Origin of the sequence: Lacinutrix himadriensis (genome assembly GCF_001418105.1) — a bacterium.
GTDB classification, from domain to species: Bacteria; Bacteroidota; Bacteroidia; order Flavobacteriales; family Flavobacteriaceae; genus Oceanihabitans; species Oceanihabitans himadriense.
The window spans coordinates 392799-411126 of the sequence record NZ_LIQI01000019.1 but is presented as its reverse complement, the minus strand read 5'-3'; the positions used below and the strand labels follow the sequence as shown (position 1 = coordinate 411126).

Annotated in this window: 15 protein-coding genes; 8 read left to right on the top strand and 7 right to left on the bottom strand. The window is 32.2% G+C overall.

Annotated elements, in window-relative coordinates:
• Nucleotides 1-137: 137 nt before the first annotated feature.
• From AMD28_RS07485 to AMD28_RS07475, 3 genes are all read left to right on the top strand, one after another.
• Nucleotides 138-2864, top strand: coding sequence for a T9SS-dependent choice-of-anchor J family protein (locus tag AMD28_RS07485; RefSeq protein WP_055443529.1), 2727 nt, complete (start codon nt 138-140; stop codon nt 2862-2864).
• Nucleotides 2865-3036: 172 nt separating this feature from the next.
• Entirely contained in the window at nt 3037-5181 is a 2145-nt protein-coding gene (locus AMD28_RS07480) for a T9SS-dependent choice-of-anchor J family protein (protein ID WP_055443528.1), read from the top strand.
• Nucleotides 5182-5364: 183 nt separating this feature from the next.
• The gene (locus AMD28_RS07475) at nt 5365-6681 is read left to right on the top strand and encodes a T9SS type A sorting domain-containing protein (protein WP_055443527.1); all 1317 of its coding nucleotides are present in this window, start codon (nt 5365-5367) and stop codon (nt 6679-6681) included.
• Nucleotides 6682-6767: 86 nt separating this feature from the next.
• On the opposite strand, the gene AMD28_RS07470 is transcribed toward AMD28_RS07475, so the two are convergent.
• Nucleotides 6768-7874, bottom strand: a complete 1107-nt coding sequence (locus AMD28_RS07470; protein ID WP_055443526.1) for a sulfotransferase family 2 domain-containing protein — start codon at nt 7872-7874, stop codon at nt 6768-6770.
• A gap of 75 nt (nt 7875-7949) precedes the next feature.
• Here AMD28_RS07470 and AMD28_RS07465 point away from each other — a divergent pair, with 75 nt between their 5' ends.
• The 5 genes from AMD28_RS07465 (at nt 7950) to AMD28_RS07445 (ending at nt 12901) form a co-directional block, all read left to right on the top strand.
• Nucleotides 7950-8954 carry a glycosyltransferase family 2 protein gene (locus AMD28_RS07465; RefSeq protein ID WP_055443584.1) on the top strand — a complete coding sequence of 335 codons (1005 nt, stop codon included), beginning with the start codon at nt 7950-7952 and terminating at the stop codon, nt 8952-8954.
• Nucleotides 8954-9919, top strand: coding sequence for a CdaR family protein (locus tag AMD28_RS07460; RefSeq protein ID WP_055443525.1), 966 nt, complete (start codon nt 8954-8956; stop codon nt 9917-9919). The genes AMD28_RS07465 and AMD28_RS07460 overlap by 1 nt, the downstream gene beginning before the upstream one ends.
• Nucleotides 9920-9941: 22 nt before the next feature.
• Nucleotides 9942-10535 carry a dephospho-CoA kinase gene (coaE, locus tag AMD28_RS07455; RefSeq protein WP_055443524.1) on the top strand — a complete coding sequence of 198 codons (594 nt, stop codon included), beginning with the start codon at nt 9942-9944 and terminating at the stop codon, nt 10533-10535.
• A 70-nt stretch (nt 10536-10605) separates the two neighbouring features.
• Nucleotides 10606-12186: a sensor histidine kinase gene (locus AMD28_RS07450; protein WP_055443523.1), complete on the top strand. Its 1581-nt coding sequence runs from the start codon at nt 10606-10608 to the stop codon at nt 12184-12186.
• A 4-nt stretch (nt 12187-12190) separates the two neighbouring features.
• The gene (locus AMD28_RS07445) at nt 12191-12901 is read left to right on the top strand and encodes a response regulator transcription factor (protein ID WP_055443522.1); all 711 of its coding nucleotides are present in this window, start codon (nt 12191-12193) and stop codon (nt 12899-12901) included.
• Between the two features lie 88 nt (nt 12902-12989).
• On the opposite strand, the gene AMD28_RS07440 is transcribed toward AMD28_RS07445, so the two are convergent.
• The 6 genes from AMD28_RS07440 to AMD28_RS07415 all read right to left on the bottom strand — a co-directional run bounded on the left by AMD28_RS07440 (nt 12990) and on the right by AMD28_RS07415 (nt 18328).
• Nucleotides 12990-13571, bottom strand: coding sequence for a DUF5995 family protein (locus AMD28_RS07440; protein ID WP_152975562.1), 582 nt, complete (start codon nt 13569-13571; stop codon nt 12990-12992).
• Nucleotides 13534-13779, bottom strand: coding sequence for a DUF5995 family protein (locus tag AMD28_RS19020; RefSeq protein ID WP_055443520.1), 246 nt, complete (start codon nt 13777-13779; stop codon nt 13534-13536). The genes AMD28_RS07440 and AMD28_RS19020 overlap by 38 nt, the downstream gene beginning before the upstream one ends.
• A gap of 42 nt (nt 13780-13821) precedes the next feature.
• Nucleotides 13822-14337, bottom strand: a complete 516-nt coding sequence (locus AMD28_RS07430) for a YybH family protein (protein ID WP_055443519.1) — start codon at nt 14335-14337, stop codon at nt 13822-13824.
• A complete protein-coding gene (gene miaA, locus AMD28_RS07425) occupies nt 14318-15244 on the bottom strand; it encodes a tRNA (adenosine(37)-N6)-dimethylallyltransferase MiaA (protein ID WP_055443518.1) in 927 nt (308 codons plus the stop codon). The genes AMD28_RS07430 and miaA overlap by 20 nt, the downstream gene beginning before the upstream one ends.
• A 217-nt stretch (nt 15245-15461) precedes the next feature.
• The gene (locus AMD28_RS07420; RefSeq protein ID WP_055443517.1) at nt 15462-16340 is read right to left on the bottom strand and encodes an ion transporter; all 879 of its coding nucleotides are present in this window, start codon (nt 16338-16340) and stop codon (nt 15462-15464) included.
• Nucleotides 16341-16366: 26 nt separating this feature from the next.
• Entirely contained in the window at nt 16367-18328 is a 1962-nt protein-coding gene (locus AMD28_RS07415; protein ID WP_055443516.1) for a DUF3857 domain-containing protein, read from the bottom strand.

The following is an 18328-nucleotide window of genomic DNA, read 5'->3' as shown; positions in this document are numbered from 1 at the left end:
GTTTTAACATCTGGGAGTGTATTTCACCGTGAAAATTGGAGTATTATCGATTAGTTAAAGTTTTGGTAAAAGATTTCAATTATTATCAATAGTTTTAGTGCTTATGCTAATAATTAATCAACAAAAACCAATTTAATATGAAAAAAATTACCTTATTACTTTTTGCGATGTTTGCCTTTGCTTGGCAAGCTAATGCGCAATTCACAGAGAGTTTTGATACTGGAATGCCAGGAACTTGGACAGTAACGGATGTAGACGGTGGAGATACTTGGGTGCATAGTACCACTGACAATTACTTAGGTGCTGGTCATGCTCGTATTACTTATGATTCTAATGCTCATGACGATTATTTAATTACACCGCAATTCACAGTTACTGCTGGTGCTTCGGATAGAGTGTCTTTTTGGGCCGCAATCTCAATTAGTTATACAGAAACATTTGAAGTTAGATTATCCACTACAGGTTTTGCTCCAGCTGATTTTACTACCGTTTTGGGTAGTGAAACGGCAACTAGTAACGTGCCAAATTATGTACAATATACATATGATTTATCATCCTATGATGGTATGGCTGTTTATGTCGCAATTAGAGCTACAGATACTAATCAGTTCTATTTGCATATTGATGAGTTTGTTAATGATGCAGCTCCAACGTGTACTACAGCAGTAGTAAATAGTGCTACGGTGATGCCAGATTGTTCTAATGCACAATTTAGTGTAGATGTAGACGTGGCAACAGTAGGAGATGGTGCTAATGTTACAGATGGTTTAGGTGGAACTTTTCCTGTTGTTTCAGGAATTGTTACTGCAGGACCTTACGCAACTGGAGTTACAGTAACTTTAACGCTGGAGCATACAGATGCTGCTTGTGATTTCTCTCTTGGCGATTTTAGTTATGATGATTGTCCAACACAAGTGCTTTGTGGAACACCTACAAATGCTACTGGTTGTTATGACAACAATAGTAATTTAGACTGGTTGTTTGCAAGTTCAGATGGTACTAGTGGATTAAAAATTACAGTTAATTCTGGAACAGTTGAAAGTTCGTATGATGAATTTATTGTATATGACGGAGTAGATGCTACGGCACCAGAATTATATAACGGTTATGGTACTGCTGGAGATTTAACAGGATTAACATTTAATTCTACAGGTACTTCACTATTTGTAAGAATAGCAGGAGATTCATCAAACTCTTGTGGTAGTGCACAGCAAACTTCAATAGATTTTAATGTAGAGTGTCTATCTTGTGCTCCTGCAACAGTAACAGCAACAGTTGTTGATGATTGTGCAGTTTCTGGAGGATTTAAGATTGAAGTAGATGTTACAGATTTAGGTTCAGCGACGTCAATGACAGTTTCAGATGACCAAGCAAGTGCTCCGCAAACTTTAAACGCGGCAGGAATGTTAACTTTTGGGCCTTATACAAACGGAACAGTTGTAGTTATAACGGTTGCTAATGATCAAGACGCAGTTTGTTCTTCATCATTTAATGGTTTAGTTCAAGATACTTGTCCTCCAGGTAATGATGAATGTGGTGCTGCAACAGCTTTAACTGTTAATGCAGATTACGCATGTGGTGTTGTAACCTCAGGAACAGTTGCAGGAGCTACAAACTCTGGTGTTGATGTTTGTAATGGAACGGAAGATGATGATGTATGGTACAGTTTTGTAGCAACATCTACAGTGCATAGAGTATCTTTAATAAACGTTGCGGGTAGTAATACCGATATGTATCATGTTATTTATGATGCTACTCCAGGTTGTGGGGCTTTAAGTACGTCTTTAATTTGTAATGATGGAAACACAAGTACTTTAACTGGTTTAACTATAGGAAATACATATTTAGTGCAGGTGTATACTTGGACAGCTACAGCTGGTCAAACGACTACTTTCGATATTTGTGTTGGTAGCCCTCCAACATGTCCTGTACCGACTGGTGGTTCTGCAACTGCAATTACAGAAACTTCTGCTGACTTAAGTTGGACGGAAGCAGGAACTGCAACAATGTGGAATATAGAATTAGTTGATGTTGCTGGAGGAGGAACTGTTACAGGAAATGCAACAGCTTCAGGGGTTACAAATCCGTATACTGCTACTGGTTTAGTAGGAGATAATTCTTATGCGTTTTATGTGCAAGCAGATTGCGGTGGTGGAGACACTAGTGCATGGTCAGGACCATATACATTTGCAACACCTTACGTTGCTGTAATACCAAGTTGTACTAGTGGTGTTTTCTTAGATTCAGGAGGAGCCGGTAGTGATTATTCAAGTAATGAAGATGTTACATATGTAATTGCGCCAGACGTTACAGGTGATGCTGTTACGGTTACTTTTACTGCTTTTAGCTCAGAAAATAATGGAGCAACAGGTTGTTGGGACGGCTTAACAGTTTATAATGGACCAGATGCAACAGCTGCTACTATTGATCCTCCAGGAGGTGGAACAATTTGGTGTTGGGATAGAGATGATACTACAAACCAAGGAACAGGAGATTTACAAGGTATGTCTATAACATCCACACATGCATCAGGAACTTTAACCTTTGTGTTTACTTCAGATTCTAGTGCAACAAGAGAAGGATGGGAAGCTACAGTGACTTGTTCTACATTATCTACGCAAAGCTTTGATAACGATTTAGCATTCACTTACTATCCAAACCCAGTAAATGAAAACTTAGTTTTAAAAGCTCAAAAAGATATAAATAACATAGCTGTATACAACATGTTAGGTCAAGAAGTACTTCGTACTGCTCCTAATGCTATGAATACAGAAGTTAATATGTCTAATCTTCAAACTGGAGCTTACTTTGTTAAAGTAACAATAGGTAATGCTACAGAAACAGTAAGAGTGATCAAGAACTAATTTTTAGATCTTTATATAGTAATAAAAAGCCACCTTTTAGGTGGCTTTTTTCATGCAATTAATCGTTATTATATTACTTTTATCGATTAGTCAACTTTTAGAGGTAACCATTCAATTATTATCAATAATTTTAGTGTTTACGCTAATAATTAATTAACAAAAACAATTTAATATGAAAAAAATTACTTTTTTATTATTTGCAATGCTTGCCTTTACTTGGCATGCTAATGCGCAATTTTCAGAGAGTTTCGATACTGAAATTCCTGCAACTTGGACAGTAACAGATGTAGACGGAGGAGATGGTTGGATACATAATACAGCTGATAATTATGCAGGAGCTGGACATGCTAGAATTTCTTGGGATTCTAATGCGCATGATGATTATTTAATTACTCCACAATTTACTGTAACGGCTGGTACTTCAGATAGAGTATCTTTTTGGGCTGCAATCTCAAATAATTGGACAGAAACATTTGAAGTTAGATTATCAACAACTGGATTAGCTCCAGCTGATTTTACTGTCGTTTTAGGAAGTGAAACAGCTGTTACTAACGTGCCTAACTACCTGCAGTATTCTTATGATTTATCATCCTATGATGGTACGTCTGTTTACGTTGCAATTAGAGCTACAGATACAGATAGATTCTATTTACATATTGATGAGTTTGTTAATGATGCTGCTCCATCGTGCCCACAACCAACTGCATTAACAGCTATTCCAACTTCTGCTACAGATGCAGATATTTCTTGGACTGCAGGGAACAGTGAAGGATCTTGGAATTATGAATATGGACCTACTGGGTTTGCTATTGGTACAGGTACTCCTGGTACTGTAACTGCTGAAACGTTAAGTCTTTCTGGTATAGTAGTTGGTGATTATGATATTTATGTACAAGCAGATTGTGGCAGTGGAGATTTAAGTGCTTGGACAGGACCTGCAACTTGGACTGGTGATACTTGTTCTCTTCCAATTACTGCTACTCTAGAAGCAAATTGTGCTACAGCAACACCTAATACAATTGATTATGCAGTTGCTAATGGAGATTTAAGTGCAATTAGTTGTGCTGCTGCAGGAAGTAATGGTGCATGGTTTGAAATTACTACATCCGATTCTGGTGCTGTTAGAATTTATTCAACAGGAGATGTTACTGGAATGGTTGTCTTTACAGATTGTGGAACGGAATTGTATTGTAATGCTACATTAGTGCCAGATTTTAGTTTAACTGGATTTGCTCCAAATACATCTTATTTAATTGCACTTTGGAAAGATGCAGCTACTACAGGAACTTCAACGGTTTGTTTTGAAGATATTGCATGTAATTTTGTAACAGATTTTACAATTGATAACCTTACAGAAACTACAGTAGATATAGGGTGGACAGAAAATGGTTCTGCTACAGCTTGGGATGTTGAATATGGAGTAACAGGATTTACACCAACAGGAACACCAACACTTAATGATGTATCGAATCCTTACTCGGTAACAAATTTAATGGCTTCTACCACTTATGATTTTTACGTTCGTGCAGATTGTGGTATGGATGATACAGATGTTAGTATCTATAATGGACCTTTTACATTTACAACATCAGGACCACCTCCAGCTAACGATGATTGTAGTGGAGCAGAAAACATTATACCTTCTACTACAGGAGCAGAAGTTTGGAGTACAGGAACAACAATAGACAATACTGCTTCTGGTGAATTAGCAGATACAGATATATCTTGTACTGTTGAATTTGCATTTGGTAGTGGTAGAGATACTTGGTACACTGTTGAGGTACCTGCTGCTGGAGATATTACGATAACACTTCAAGCTTCTCCAGGTTCTGCTTTAACAGATACATTAATGTCTGTTTGGTCTGGTACTTGTGGAGCTATGGCTGGAACAGAATTAGGTTGTGATGATGATGGAAATGGTCTTTTTTCTCAGGTAGAATTAACAGGTCAAACACCTGGAGATATACTTTATGTTAGAGTTCAAGCGTATGCAGCAGCAGCTTCTACTAGCGCTGATGATGGTGCTTTTGAAATTGCTGCGCATGCTGCAGACCCAACATTATTATCTATTGAAGATTACAATAACGGTTTAACATTTGCATACTATCCAAACCCGGTGAATAATACCTTAGCTTTAAAAGCACAAAAAGATATTGAAAACGTATCTGTTTATAATATGTTAGGTCAAGAAGTACTTCGTACTGCTCCTAATGTGGTTAATACAGAAGTTAATATGTCTGCTTTACAAGCTGGAGCTTACTTTGTTAAAGTAACAATAGGTAATGCTACAGAAACAGTAAGGATTATTAAGAATTAATTTAAACCTTATTTTTATATTAAAAAGCCACCTTTTAGGTGGCTTTTGTTTTGTTTGTTAATTTGTAGTTAATCATATTTTTTTAATTTTTATCGATTAATTAGTGTTTTTCTTAAAACGTTCAATTATTATCAGTAGTTTTACGTAAATAACTAATGATTCACTAACAAAAACCAATTTAATATGAAAAAAATTACTTTATTATGTATTGCATTTATCGCATTTGCATTTTCTTTTCAAGCTAATGCACAATGTGATTACACTTTAGAAATGAACGATTCCTGGGGAGACGGCTGGACTGGTGGAACTGTAGACGTTCTAGTAAATGGAGTTGTAGTTTTAGATGAAGCTACATTGAATTCTGGATCTCAAGGGACATTAACTTTTGCTGTAAATGATGGAGACGACGTAACAGTTATGCATTCTATGGACGGTACTTATTCTAGTGATATGTCTTATCGGATTTTAAATCCTCTAGGAATAGAAGTTGGAACAGGTGATCCATCAAATGATATTCTTACAGGAACAATTACGGCAGCATGTCCTACATGTACGCTTGCTTCAACAGATGGAGGAATGGTTGTTAAAGATTGTGCTAATAATCAATTCTCTATTGATGTAGATGTTACTCTTATTGGTGATGCTACTAGTATTACAGATGGTACAACACCTCAAACCATAACAACTACAGGGATTTATACTTTTGGGCCATATTTATCAGGAGATTCGGTTACAATATCTCTTGTTCATTCGGATGCTGCATGTAATTTTGATTTAGAAGCTATGAGTGGAATTTGTGGTCCTTCTGAAACTTCTTGCGGTGCTTATTCTAGTACGCCAGGAAGTTTTATTACAACAGGTTCTCCAGTTAATGATATCATTACTGTCACTGGAACATCTACTCAAGAAATTTTAGATTTAAACGTTATTATTGCTATTGATCATACTTATTTAGGTGATTTAGATATTAGCTTAACAAGTCCAACAGGTACTGTTGTAGATCTTATGTTTGATCAATGTACTTCTAATGAAAATATGGATATTGAGTTTGATGACGAAGGTGTGGCTATTGATTGTGGTTCTGAACCAACAATTGGTGTTTTCACCGTTACAAATGCATCCGGGACATTATTATCTGATTTTATTACGGAAACTTTTGACGGCGATTGGACATTAACCGTTGTGGATGATGCTGGTGGAGATGATGGTACTTTATTACAATGGTGTTTAGTACCTACATTACAAACTTTAGGTATTGAAGAAGTAACACGTAATAGTTTTTCTTACTACCCAAACCCAGTGAATAATACCTTAGCTTTAAAAGCGCAAAAAGATATTGAAAACGTATCTGTTTATAATATGTTAGGTCAAGAAGTACTACGTACTGCTCCTAATGCGGTTAATACAGAAGTTAATATGTCTGCTTTACAATCTGGAGCTTACTTTGTTAAAGTAACCATAGAAAGTGCTACAGAAACGGTAAGAATTATGAAGAATTAATAACCAGTAGTAAATTATTAAATATTAAAAATCCCGTTGCTATGCAACGGGATTTTTTTATTTAAGTGACATCATTAATTCTTTTTTTAACTAAATAACTTCGATTTTAATTTAGAAATAAAACCGTTGTTTGCGGGTGTTTTTATTATAACACTATCTTTTTTAAAGACGAGCTGTTGTTTATATAAATTAGAAGAGTTTCCTTTAAAAACATGATTCAATGCATTGCAAATTTGTTCCGTCTTTTTTAAGGGTTCCGCTTTTTTATCTAATGTATTTAATTTTTTTGCTAATGGAGTATTACTATAAGATGTATTTATGGAAGCAATAAAATAGTCGTTCCATAGGTTTACATAGGTTTTACCATCTTTTATTTTAAGATGTTTATGTAAATAAAGATTTAAATCGTTAAAAAACTGTTGATGGGTATGTATAAAATTTTTATCCTTTAGTCCAATTTCTAATAAATTAAATCGTTCCGTATATTTTAAAATATAGTTGTATTTATCTCCTTTAAATTGAATTGCTTTTGCGTTAAAATCTTTTGTGTTCTCTTCAAATCTCTTTAAACAATATGCATAGAGTTTAAAATCTAAGGCATTATTTTTTTTGATTAATTCTTTGGTTTCTTCCGAAATGTTTTCCAGTTTTGGCCTATTAAGTGTAATACGTTTTACATCTATATGCTTAGGTAATTTAATCCCGGTAATGGAGCTAAAATAAGATAAGGATTTTGCGTACGCTTCAAAAATACCAACATGAATATCTAAGTTGTTTATAGTGTTAATAACCAATTCTAAATCATCTTCAGTTACTAATTCTTCGTCATACATACGTTTTCCTAGTAAAAAACCTATCATGTAATTTTGAGTTGGTTTGCTTTTAATATATGCATTCAGGTTTTTGGGGATAGGTTTAATTAAAGATATAAATTCAGAACGGTCTTTAATAAAATAATATTCAGAGATTAATCTGTCAATAGGGTTTCGCAACAACATAAAAATATTATAGTTGTCATATTTGTTATAGTTTACGGGATTAAAAATGTCATTAGAATTTGATCGTTTTGTTTCATATAAAATATGACGATAATTAAAATCCGGCTTTGTTTGCCATTGGGTTTTATTCATCACACAATTTATGGTCGTGCCTCCAGTTTTAGGAATGTGAATAAAAATATTTTTTGAATGCATAGCAACTAAATTTAAAATTTAAAGATACTATTTTTTGAGTGATGAATATTTGTTGGTTTGCTTACCTTTGTTGCTATGCAATTAGAGCTTTCTTTTATTATTCCTGTGTACAATAGACCTCAAGAAATTGAGGAGCTTTTGCATAGCTTCACATTATTAAAAACCAATGTTAAGTATCAAGTAGTTATTGTTGAAGACGGTTCTACAATACCTTCTAAAGAGGTGGTAAGTAAATATGAAGACCAATTAGATATTGCATATTACTTTAAGTCCAATTCAGGTCCTGGGGATTCTAGAAATTTCGGTATGCAAAAAGCCACAGGAAACTATTTTATAATTCTAGATAGTGATTGTATTTTACCAGCAAACTATTTAAATGCTGTTGTTTCTAGTTTAGAAAAGGAATATGTAGCCTGTTTTGGTGGTCCAGATGCTGCAGATGCTTCTTTTTCAAACCTGCAAAAAGCAATTAATTTTGCAATGACTTCGTTTATTACCACAGGTGGAATTAGAGGAAATAAAAATAGTGTAGATAAATTTCAACCTAGAAGTTTTAATATGGGGATTTCTAAAGAAGCCTTTTTAAAAACTAAAGGATTTGGATCCATCCATCCGGGAGAAGATCCAGATTTGTCTATACGTTTATGGAAACTTGGTTATACAACCAAATTAATTCCAGAAGCTTATGTGTACCATAAAAGAAGAATTTCTTGGTCTAAATTTTATAAGCAAGTATTTAAATTTGGCATGGTAAGACCAATCCTTAATACTTGGCATCCACAAACAAAAAAGATAACATACTGGTTTCCTAGCCTTTTTAGTTTAGGTTTCATTCTTGCCGTAATTTTAAGTTTTTACCATTTTAAAGCATTACTATTTGTTTATGTTTTATACTTTGGTTTGGCATTTGTTTTAGCTATATTAAAAACAAAAAATATTATAATAGCAATACAGGCTATGCTAGCAATTTGTATTCAGTTTTTTGGTTATGGTTACGGTTTTATAAAATCGACGATACTTGTTGGTTTGTTAAACAAAAAACCAGAAGAACAATTCCCTGAATTATTTTTCAAGAAATAATGGTGAAAAAAATTAAATCAGAAATACTATCCTTTATAAAGACTAAGAAAATCAATATCTTTTTATTGTTTTTAGCTTTAGCTTTTGGAATTTTATTACTTACAAAATTATCTAAGAGTTATACAAATACCTTTGTTTTTACTATTGATAAAATTAATATTCCAGAAGAAGAAGTCATTATTAATGATAGTAGTCAAGTACTAGAAATTACTCTAAAAACGTTTGGTTTTGATTTGTTACAATACCATTTTTCGAAACCTAAAGTTAGTATTGATTTTTCGAAGCATATTGATAAAACAGATTCTGCGTATATCTGGAGCAAAAACAAAGCCTTTGCAGCATTACATAAACAGTTTAGTAAAAAGATAGAGTTGGTTAATATCGTTCCAGACAGTTTATGGTTTACTTATGATGTAAATGCAGTTAAAACAGTTCCTATTAAATTACTGTCTAAAATAAGTTATAGTCCTGGATATAATCTTACCAATACTATTGTTTTACAACCAGATTCTGTTAAAATTATTGGCGCAAAAGCCTTATTAGATAAAATAGATAAAATTGAAACAGATACTGTTGTTTTAACGAATGTAAAACAAGACATTTCAAAAATCACAAATTTAAAATTTCAAGGCTTAGACAAAGATTTAAAGTTTTCTGTCAATAAGGTTGGTTTTAAAGCTAAAGTTGAAAAATATACAGAAGGAACATTGCCAATTACGGTACAGATAATTAATGTGCCAATAGATGTTAAATTGAAGCACTTCCCAAAAAAAGTAAATGTATCGTATTATACAAGCTTGGCTAATTTTAATACTATAGAAGCTAAAGATTTTAGAGTAATTTGCGACTACAGTAAATTAGTAAAAGGGCAATCTTATTTAATACCAGAGCTCGATAAAATACCAGAATCTGTTAAGCATTCTAAAATCAAGCAAGATTATATAGAATTTATTATTGCAGAATAAACATCTATAAATAATATCGTATATGAAAATAGTTGGACTTACAGGAGGAATTGGTAGTGGTAAAACCACAGTAGCAAAAGAATTTAAAAAACTAGGCGTACCTATCTATATTGCAGATGATGAAGCCAAGAAACTCATGAATAGGTCTAAAGTGATTAGACGAAAGTTAATAGCGCTTTTTGGCGAAGATGCCTATAAAAACGATGAGCTCAACCGACCTTATTTAGCGAAAATTATTTTTAATGACCAATCTCTACTGCAAAAAATGAATGCCATTGTGCACCCAAAAGTGGCTAGTCATTTTAAAAGATGGTTAAAAAAACAAGATGCACCATACGTAATTAAAGAGGTTGCTATTCTATTTGAAAACGGAAGCTACAAGCAATGCGATTACATCATAACAGTTACTGCTACAATAGAAACGCGAATAGCACGTTTGTTAAAAAGAGATGAAACTACCGTGTCTAAAATTGAAGCTATTATGAAAAATCAATGGCAAGACGAAGACAAAATAGCATTGTCTCAATTCGTTATTCAGAATGATATTTTAGAAAACACTGTTATTCAGGTTCAAAAAACCCATAATCAACTACTTAAATCTATTATAACTCTATAATTTTAACATTTCTGTTAATGTAAGGTTAAAAGCGATAACACCTAAATGTTAAAATGTTAATTTTGACCAGATGAGCAAAAAACTATTCATCTTACTAATTATCTTAATGAGCTTATCGCTTATCGGAATTATTTCTGTACAGGCGTATTATATAAAAAACTCAATAGATAATAAAAAGGAGCAGTTTACATTTAATGTAAAAAAAGCATTGAGTTATACTACTGCTACGATAGAAAAGAATGAAATAGATAAGTATTACACTTTGTATCAAAAGCTTGCAGAACAAAAAAAGCAAGCAGATACGGTAGCAATTAGAAACTTATTTATAGTACAGCAAAATCAAAACACTAACGAAACGATAGTGTATAAAAGTGGAATTTTTGAAGAGAATTACGCATTGTCTTCCGCGTTCTTTGACATAGGTTTAGATAGAGATAGTATTAATATTCAAAAAATAATAAGCAACTCAGAAACCAAAATTTATTCTAATGCTAACGGAGCAGATATTGATTTAAATAGAAATCCAGTATTGAGTATTTCAAATTCTGGAAGACTTACCGAAGCCGAAAAAATAAATTTTGAAAAAGCTTCTAGAGTGATGATGAGTAGAGTGCCTATTCATCAAAGAGTATTAAAAAAACAACTGAATAGATTATTGAAAAAACAGCTTAGTGAAGATAATATTAATATCGATTTTCAATATGCTATTTATGATAATGATCTTGCAACAAAAGTGCATAGTGAATCTTTTGAATTACAAAACGCATCGACTTTTAGTGTACCAATTTTTGAAAATGAATTAAACGAAAATAATTATAGATTACTCGTTAATTTTCCGGAGCATAATAAATTTATTTGGTCTTCGGTAATTACCATGATGCTATTGTCTGTAATATTCACTTCGGTAATTATTATAGCTTACGCAAGTGCATTATTACAACTTTTTAAGCAACGTAAAATTTCGGAGATTAAAACAGATTTTATAAATAATATGACGCATGAGTTTAAAACACCAATTGCGACTATAAACTTGGCTTTAGACGCGATACGAAATCCGAAAATTATAGACGATAAAGAAAAAGTGCTACGTTATCTTGGAATGATAAAAGAAGAGAACAAACGCATGCATGCACAAGTAGAAAATGTGCTAAGAATATCTAAACTTGAAAAAAATGAATTAAACATTAGTAAGGAAAATGTAGACTTGCACGACCTAATAGAAGATGCAATTACACATGTCGCGTTAATTATTGAAGACAAGAAAGGTTTCTTGAAAACAAATTTAGCAGCAAATAAGACTTCGGTTTTAGCAAACGACACACATTTTACTAATGTAATCGTAAATATTTTGGATAATGCAATTAAGTATTCTCCAGAAGCACCAGAAATTGAAGTTTCTACAGAAAATGTAGGAGAAAATATTTTATTGAAAATTAAAGACCACGGAAGTGGTATGAGCAAAGTAGCTCAAAAACGTGTTTTTGAAAAATTTTATAGAGAACACACCGGAAATATACATAATGTAAAAGGTCATGGATTAGGTCTTGCGTATGTAAAAAGAATGATTGAAGATCATGAAGGTCATGTATCTGTAGAAAGTGAAAAAGACAAAGGAAGTACTTTTACCATAAGACTTCCGCTAATATCATAAAGCTATGAATGAACAACAAAAGAGGATATTACTAGTAGAAGACGATCCAAATTTCGGAATTGTTTTAAAAGATTATTTAATGATGAATGATTACGAAGTTACACATGCCAAAAATGGTATGGAAGGCTTTGAAAAATTTAAAAAAGACGACTTCGATTTATGTATCTTAGATGTAATGATGCCTTATAAAGATGGTTTTACGCTAGCAAAAGAAATACGAGAGAAAAATAAAGAAGTGCCAATCATTTTTTTAACTGCAAAAGCAATGAAAGAAGATGTGCTTAAAGGATATAAAGTTGGTGCAGACGATTATTTAAATAAACCTTTTGATAGTGAAGTGCTTTTAATGAAAATTAAAGCAATAATTCAACGTAAAGGTTCAGACACTGTTACAGATAGCAAACAATTTGAGTTTAAAATTGGAGGTTTTGATTTAAATTCTAAACTTCGTTTTTTAACCTATAATGGAGGAGATCAAGTAAAACTTTCTCCAAAAGAAAATGAGCTTTTACGCATGTTAGCTTTACATGAAAATGATTTAATGCCAAGAGAATTAGCGTTAACCAAAATTTGGAGAGACGATAATTACTTTACTTCTAGAAGTATGGATGTATATATCGCGAAGTTGCGTAAATATTTAAAACTAGACCCTAAAGTAGAAATACTAAATATTCATGGGGAAGGCTTTAGATTGGTAGTGAATACCGAAGCTTAAATTATAAGATATTAAGAATAAAAAAATCCAGCGTTTACGTTGGATTTTTTTTTGCTCTCTACTTTCTTAAAAAGGAGTATCATAATTTTTAAAATGAATTATTCTTCAGTTTTGAAATAATAACGCCAACCTCTTTTTCTTCAAATTTAGCGATGGCTTGTAATACAAATTTTAGGATTCTAGATTTTGGTGCTTTTATAACTTCAGATAATTTTAAAACTAGTACATCTATTTTAGCTATAGCTTCTGTATTCGTATTATTCCCTAAAGACCATAACAAATTAGCACTGTTCCATGCTTGTTGTCTTGCTTTTCGCATGCTGAAATCTATAATCTTCTCATCCGTATTTTTACCAATAATATCTAACAAAAACATAAGACGAGATACTTTGCTTAATCGGTCTTGCATTTCATTAACAATATTGAAAAGAATATCATTTACGGTGTTAAAGTCTTTTTCAATATCTATTAAATTTTCGCCTTGCATGGTTGCGCTAGTAGAAATGCTTAAATCTAAATTAATATGTGCATTCATGCCTAAGAGAATGTGCTGTAATATAGTAAGGCCTTCGCTTTTGGTATGAAACGCAAATTCCCAACATTTGCTTATTGGTTTATTATGGATGTAATTGTTATAGGGGTTTATTATGGATGTAATTGTTATAGGCATCTAAATAAAGGTTAGCAAAAGCAACGTCTAGTTTTTCTAGGCGTGTATTATCTTCAAAGTTTTGCAGTTGTATTTCTTTTAAAATTTCGGCAGTAGTTCTTCTGTAAATAAAGGCGAATAAGCCAATTCTATCATTATTAGCTATCGATTGCTCTATGATGATATCTAATTGATCTAGAACTTCTGGAATGGTGGTAGGACGCTGCATAGAATGGATTATTATGCAATTAAGATAATCAATTACCAATAATTAGTATTCCTTTTTATCTGTAGATTTTTCTATAGAGCTTGCATGGTCCTTAATTATATACCATTTTCCTTCTATTTTTTGAAGTGCATAACTAACATACATTCTATTAAAATATGGTTTTCCATCGCGTTCTGGTTCTTTATATACAATCTCTGTAATAGCGATACCAAAGGATTCTCCAATTTTGGTGTTTAATATTTTGGTTTCAAAAGTCCAAGGTGCTTGAACTGCAAACCAATCTTCATGGTATTTCATAAAGGCATCTACCGTATTTGTGATTTCGGTTTGAGGTAAAATAAGTTGCATGTTTCCTTCAGGAGAAAGTGTGCTTTTTAAGGCATTTAAGTCTTTATTGGATACCGCGTCTAAATGCTTTTGCATGGTTTCTACAAAAAACATTTCATTTTGTACTTCGTAATTTATAAGCGGATTTTTATGCTCTTTTTGAACACAAGAAAGAAAAAGTGAAAATATGAAAAGGGTAATATAGAATACCTTATTCTGGATGTATCTCATGGGTTACTTTTTTAATTATTGTTTCTAAATCCGATTCGTAGTCAAACCACAAGGTGTTTTCATTTCTTTTAAACCAGGTAAGTTGTCGTTTTGCAAATCTGCGAGAATTCTTTTTTATTTCGCTAATGGCGAATTCTAAAGTCCACGCTTCACTAAAATAATTAAAAATCTCTTTATAACCTACAGTATTTAAGGCGTTTAATTTTTGATAAGGCGTTAGCTCTTTTACCTCTTCTAATAAACCTTCTTCTAGCATGATGTCTACACGTTTATTTATACGGTTATAAATAATCTCACGATCTGCAGTTAAGCCTAAAGTAATGGTTTTAAAAGGTCTGTTATTTTTATCTTTATTTAAAAAAGAGGCATATGGTTTACCAGTACCAATACAAACCTCTAGAGCGCGAATAACACGTTGCGGATTCTTTAAAGCGATGGTATTATAGGTTTCTAGGTCTAAGTCCTTTAATTGTTCCTGAAGCGATTCTAAGCCTTCTTTTTCTAATTGCGCATTTAGTTTTTCTCGGATGCTTTTATCTACCTCTGGAAAATGATCTAAACCTTTGGTAACTGCGTCTACATATAAACCAGATCCACCAACCATAATCACCACATCATGATTTGTAAATAATGCTTCTAGTTTTTGTATCGCATCTTTTTCAAAAGCACCAACGCTATATGCGTCTTGAATAGATTTATGATGAATAAAATGATGGGGTGCTGCTGCTAATTCTAATGGAGTAGGTGCTGCAGTACCAATTTGCATTTCTTTAAAAAACTGTCTCGAGTCTGCCGAAATAATTTCGGTATTAAAATGTTTTGCGAGTTTAATGCTGAGGTTTGTTTTACCGATAGCAGTTGGACCTACAATAGAAATTAATGTTTTATGTGAAGTTGTTGGTTTGATAATTTGCTTATTTGCTGGTAAAGATACTTGTTATTAGTAATAAACAAAAGCGTTAAGGATGGAAGTGGCATCCTTTTTTGTTTATCAGAATATTACTGTACTTAAAATAGATTTAAAGGATAGCACAAAGCTTGTCTTAATGCTGCTTTAAAACAAAAAAGATATAACGGAAAGCCTGGTGCTACGAAGCCTTTGCGTAGTAGTAAACGCCCAGAAATTAGATATGTAAATTATGTCCGCAATTATAACAATACTCTGCCTTGTCTTTGTGTTTATCAGCTAAACAGTTTGCGCATATCTGCGAATTGACATCTACTTTTGAAGGATGTGTAGGCAATGGCGAAGCGGTATTAGGGTTTTTTAAAGGCTTGTCATCTTGCTTCGAATATTCTGCAGATACAATTCCTGTTGGTACCGCAATAATACCATAACCCATAATCATAATTAAGGAAGCAATTATTTGTCCTAACGGCGTTTGTGGTGTGATGTCTCCAAAACCAACGGTAGTAAGGGTTACAATACACCAATATACACTTTTAGGAATGTTGTCGAACCCATGTTCTTTTCCTTCAATTAAGTACATTACGGTTCCTAGAATTATTGTGATAATAATTACAGCAAGCATAAAAACCGAAATTTTTGCTCTACTGGCTTTTAATGCTGCAACCAAATGGTTAGATGCAGATAGAAAACGTACCAGTTTTAAAATTCTAAAAACACGTAATAATCGAATTGCTCTAAAGGCAACAAGTGCGTGTGTACCAACAAATATTAAGGATAGGTATTTTGGAATGGTGGACAGTAAATCGATAACCCCATAAAAACTAGTTACATATTTAATGGGTTGTTTTACCGAAACGATTCTTAGTATGTATTCTATGGAGAATAGGACAGTAATAATCCACTCTGAAATATTAAAAAACGTGTGATATTTTTCGTCTAGCGATTCTATGCTTTCTAGCATAACCAGAAGTATACTTGCTAGTATAGCAATAAGCAGTATAATATCGAATAGTTTTCCTTCGGGAGTATCTGCTTCATAAATAATTTCATGAACTTTTGCTCTCCAGGAACTATGTGGTTTTTTTTCAGGCATGTATCAAATGTACTAAAAAAGATTTATTACTTTCTTTTTAAAACAATTGTACTATTGTTTTGTATGTTCACAACAGTACTCATTATTTCTTTTAAATACGGATAAAACTCTTTAACGTATATTGCTCTATTAAAGTTAAGTTTAAAATACATTATAATTTCATTGTCTTTAACCGTAGTTTTAAAAACTAAAAGGCCTGCGTTTTCTGGTAATTTAACCGAAACATCTTTGGGCGTTTCTGCAATTTCGAAGGCGTCATCTATTGCTATTTTGTATGAGTATATAAAAGCATCTTTATAGCCAAAGTCTATGGGATACGATCTTTCTTGAAGTTTAAAAGGGTTTTCTTCAAAGAATTTAAAGAGGAAAGGATCTAGGTAAATGTTCTCCCCAATTTTATCTACTTCATAATTTATTTTAAAATTTTCTTTAAATTCTAAGCTGTTTGGTTCTGCTGTTTCGGCTTGATATTCGGAAATAGTAAAATTTTTATATTTTTCTATTAATTTGTTTTGATGTTGGTTAGCATTTTTAAAGAAAGATTTTTTTTCTGATAATGCATGATGGCCGGATGTTATATGGTTAACATCTCCTGTAATATTTAGCGCTTCATCTAAACTAATATTTACTCTGTATCTTGAATTAGATCTATATGCATCCTCAATATCTATCCATTTACTTCCATTTTTAAAATCTAAAAGTCTTCCATATTGATTTAAACATCTAAAAGGTAATTGACCAAAGTTTAAAAAGCTGTCGGTTGCATCTAAAAAATAGATTTTGTTGTTAATAGTAGCTTGTACAATTAAATAATTAAAATCGGAGATTACAGGAAAAACGGTTGTTGGTAATCCGTTTCTTCTAGTAGATAATAAAATGGGTTTTACTTGAATATTGTTTTGTTCTAGTAAATTATGAAGTAAGATATTAATCTCTGACGCACTACCAGATTTTACTTTTATTGCGTTTTTTATAGAAGTGTCACCAAAAAGATCATACTCTTGATTCCAGGTATACTTGTTTTTAACAGTTTCAAAAATAGCTTTTGCTTTTTTTAATGTGTCTGTCTGACTAAGAATAGATGCTTCTAAAATATCATTGGAAGGAACATTTTTATTAAGTTGCTTACCAATATTAGGATCTGATTTTATTTCTTTATCTGTAGTTTTCCAGTTTTTAGTAATATTGTCTATGCCTCCTTCAAAATCTCTGTATATTTTTAATTCATATTCAATTCTAGCAAGGTAATTATCCCTTGTTGTCATGTATTTTTCATCAATAAAAGCAGGGATATCTTTCATTACATATACATAATTTGAACAATTAGCACTTCCTCCATTTCCGGCTTTTAAACAATATTTTACAATCTCAGAAGTATTGGTCGTCAGTTTTTTTCCGCCTACAAGTTTTATGTTGTACTCGTAATTACCAGGAATACTTGCATGATATTCGCTATGTAATTTTGGTATCTCACTTTGAAAATTCCAACCTTTATATTTATATATGAAAGGAGATTCTAAAGTGTAAGAATACGTTAAAACAGATCCTTCCTTTATATTTGGAAAGGTGAACTTTATTATGGTATAATTATCATTGTATTTTTCTTCAAAAATGTCACTTTCTTTTAATTGAGTTTTAACAACCTTGTTATCAATCAAATTAGTTGTAGTAGCATTTATATTATTTATTTTAACCTTTTTATCATCACTATTGTACAAATAAATCGAGATGTTTGCATGGTCAAACCCTTTTCTGTTAAAAATTTTTAATTTTTGTTTAAACTCGGTATTTAGCTTAAAACTATGTTTGTCTACATAGCTATTTCCCAGTTCGTAAATAACTAATGCATTAGCTGTAGAATCTTTTTCAAATGTATTGGTTTCAAGGTCGCTTCTGCTTATAGCATAGTCATTTGATTGAAATTTTTGGGATTGTGCAAAAGTACTAACGGTAATAATAAAGAATAATAGCAGGTATGTACTTTTCAT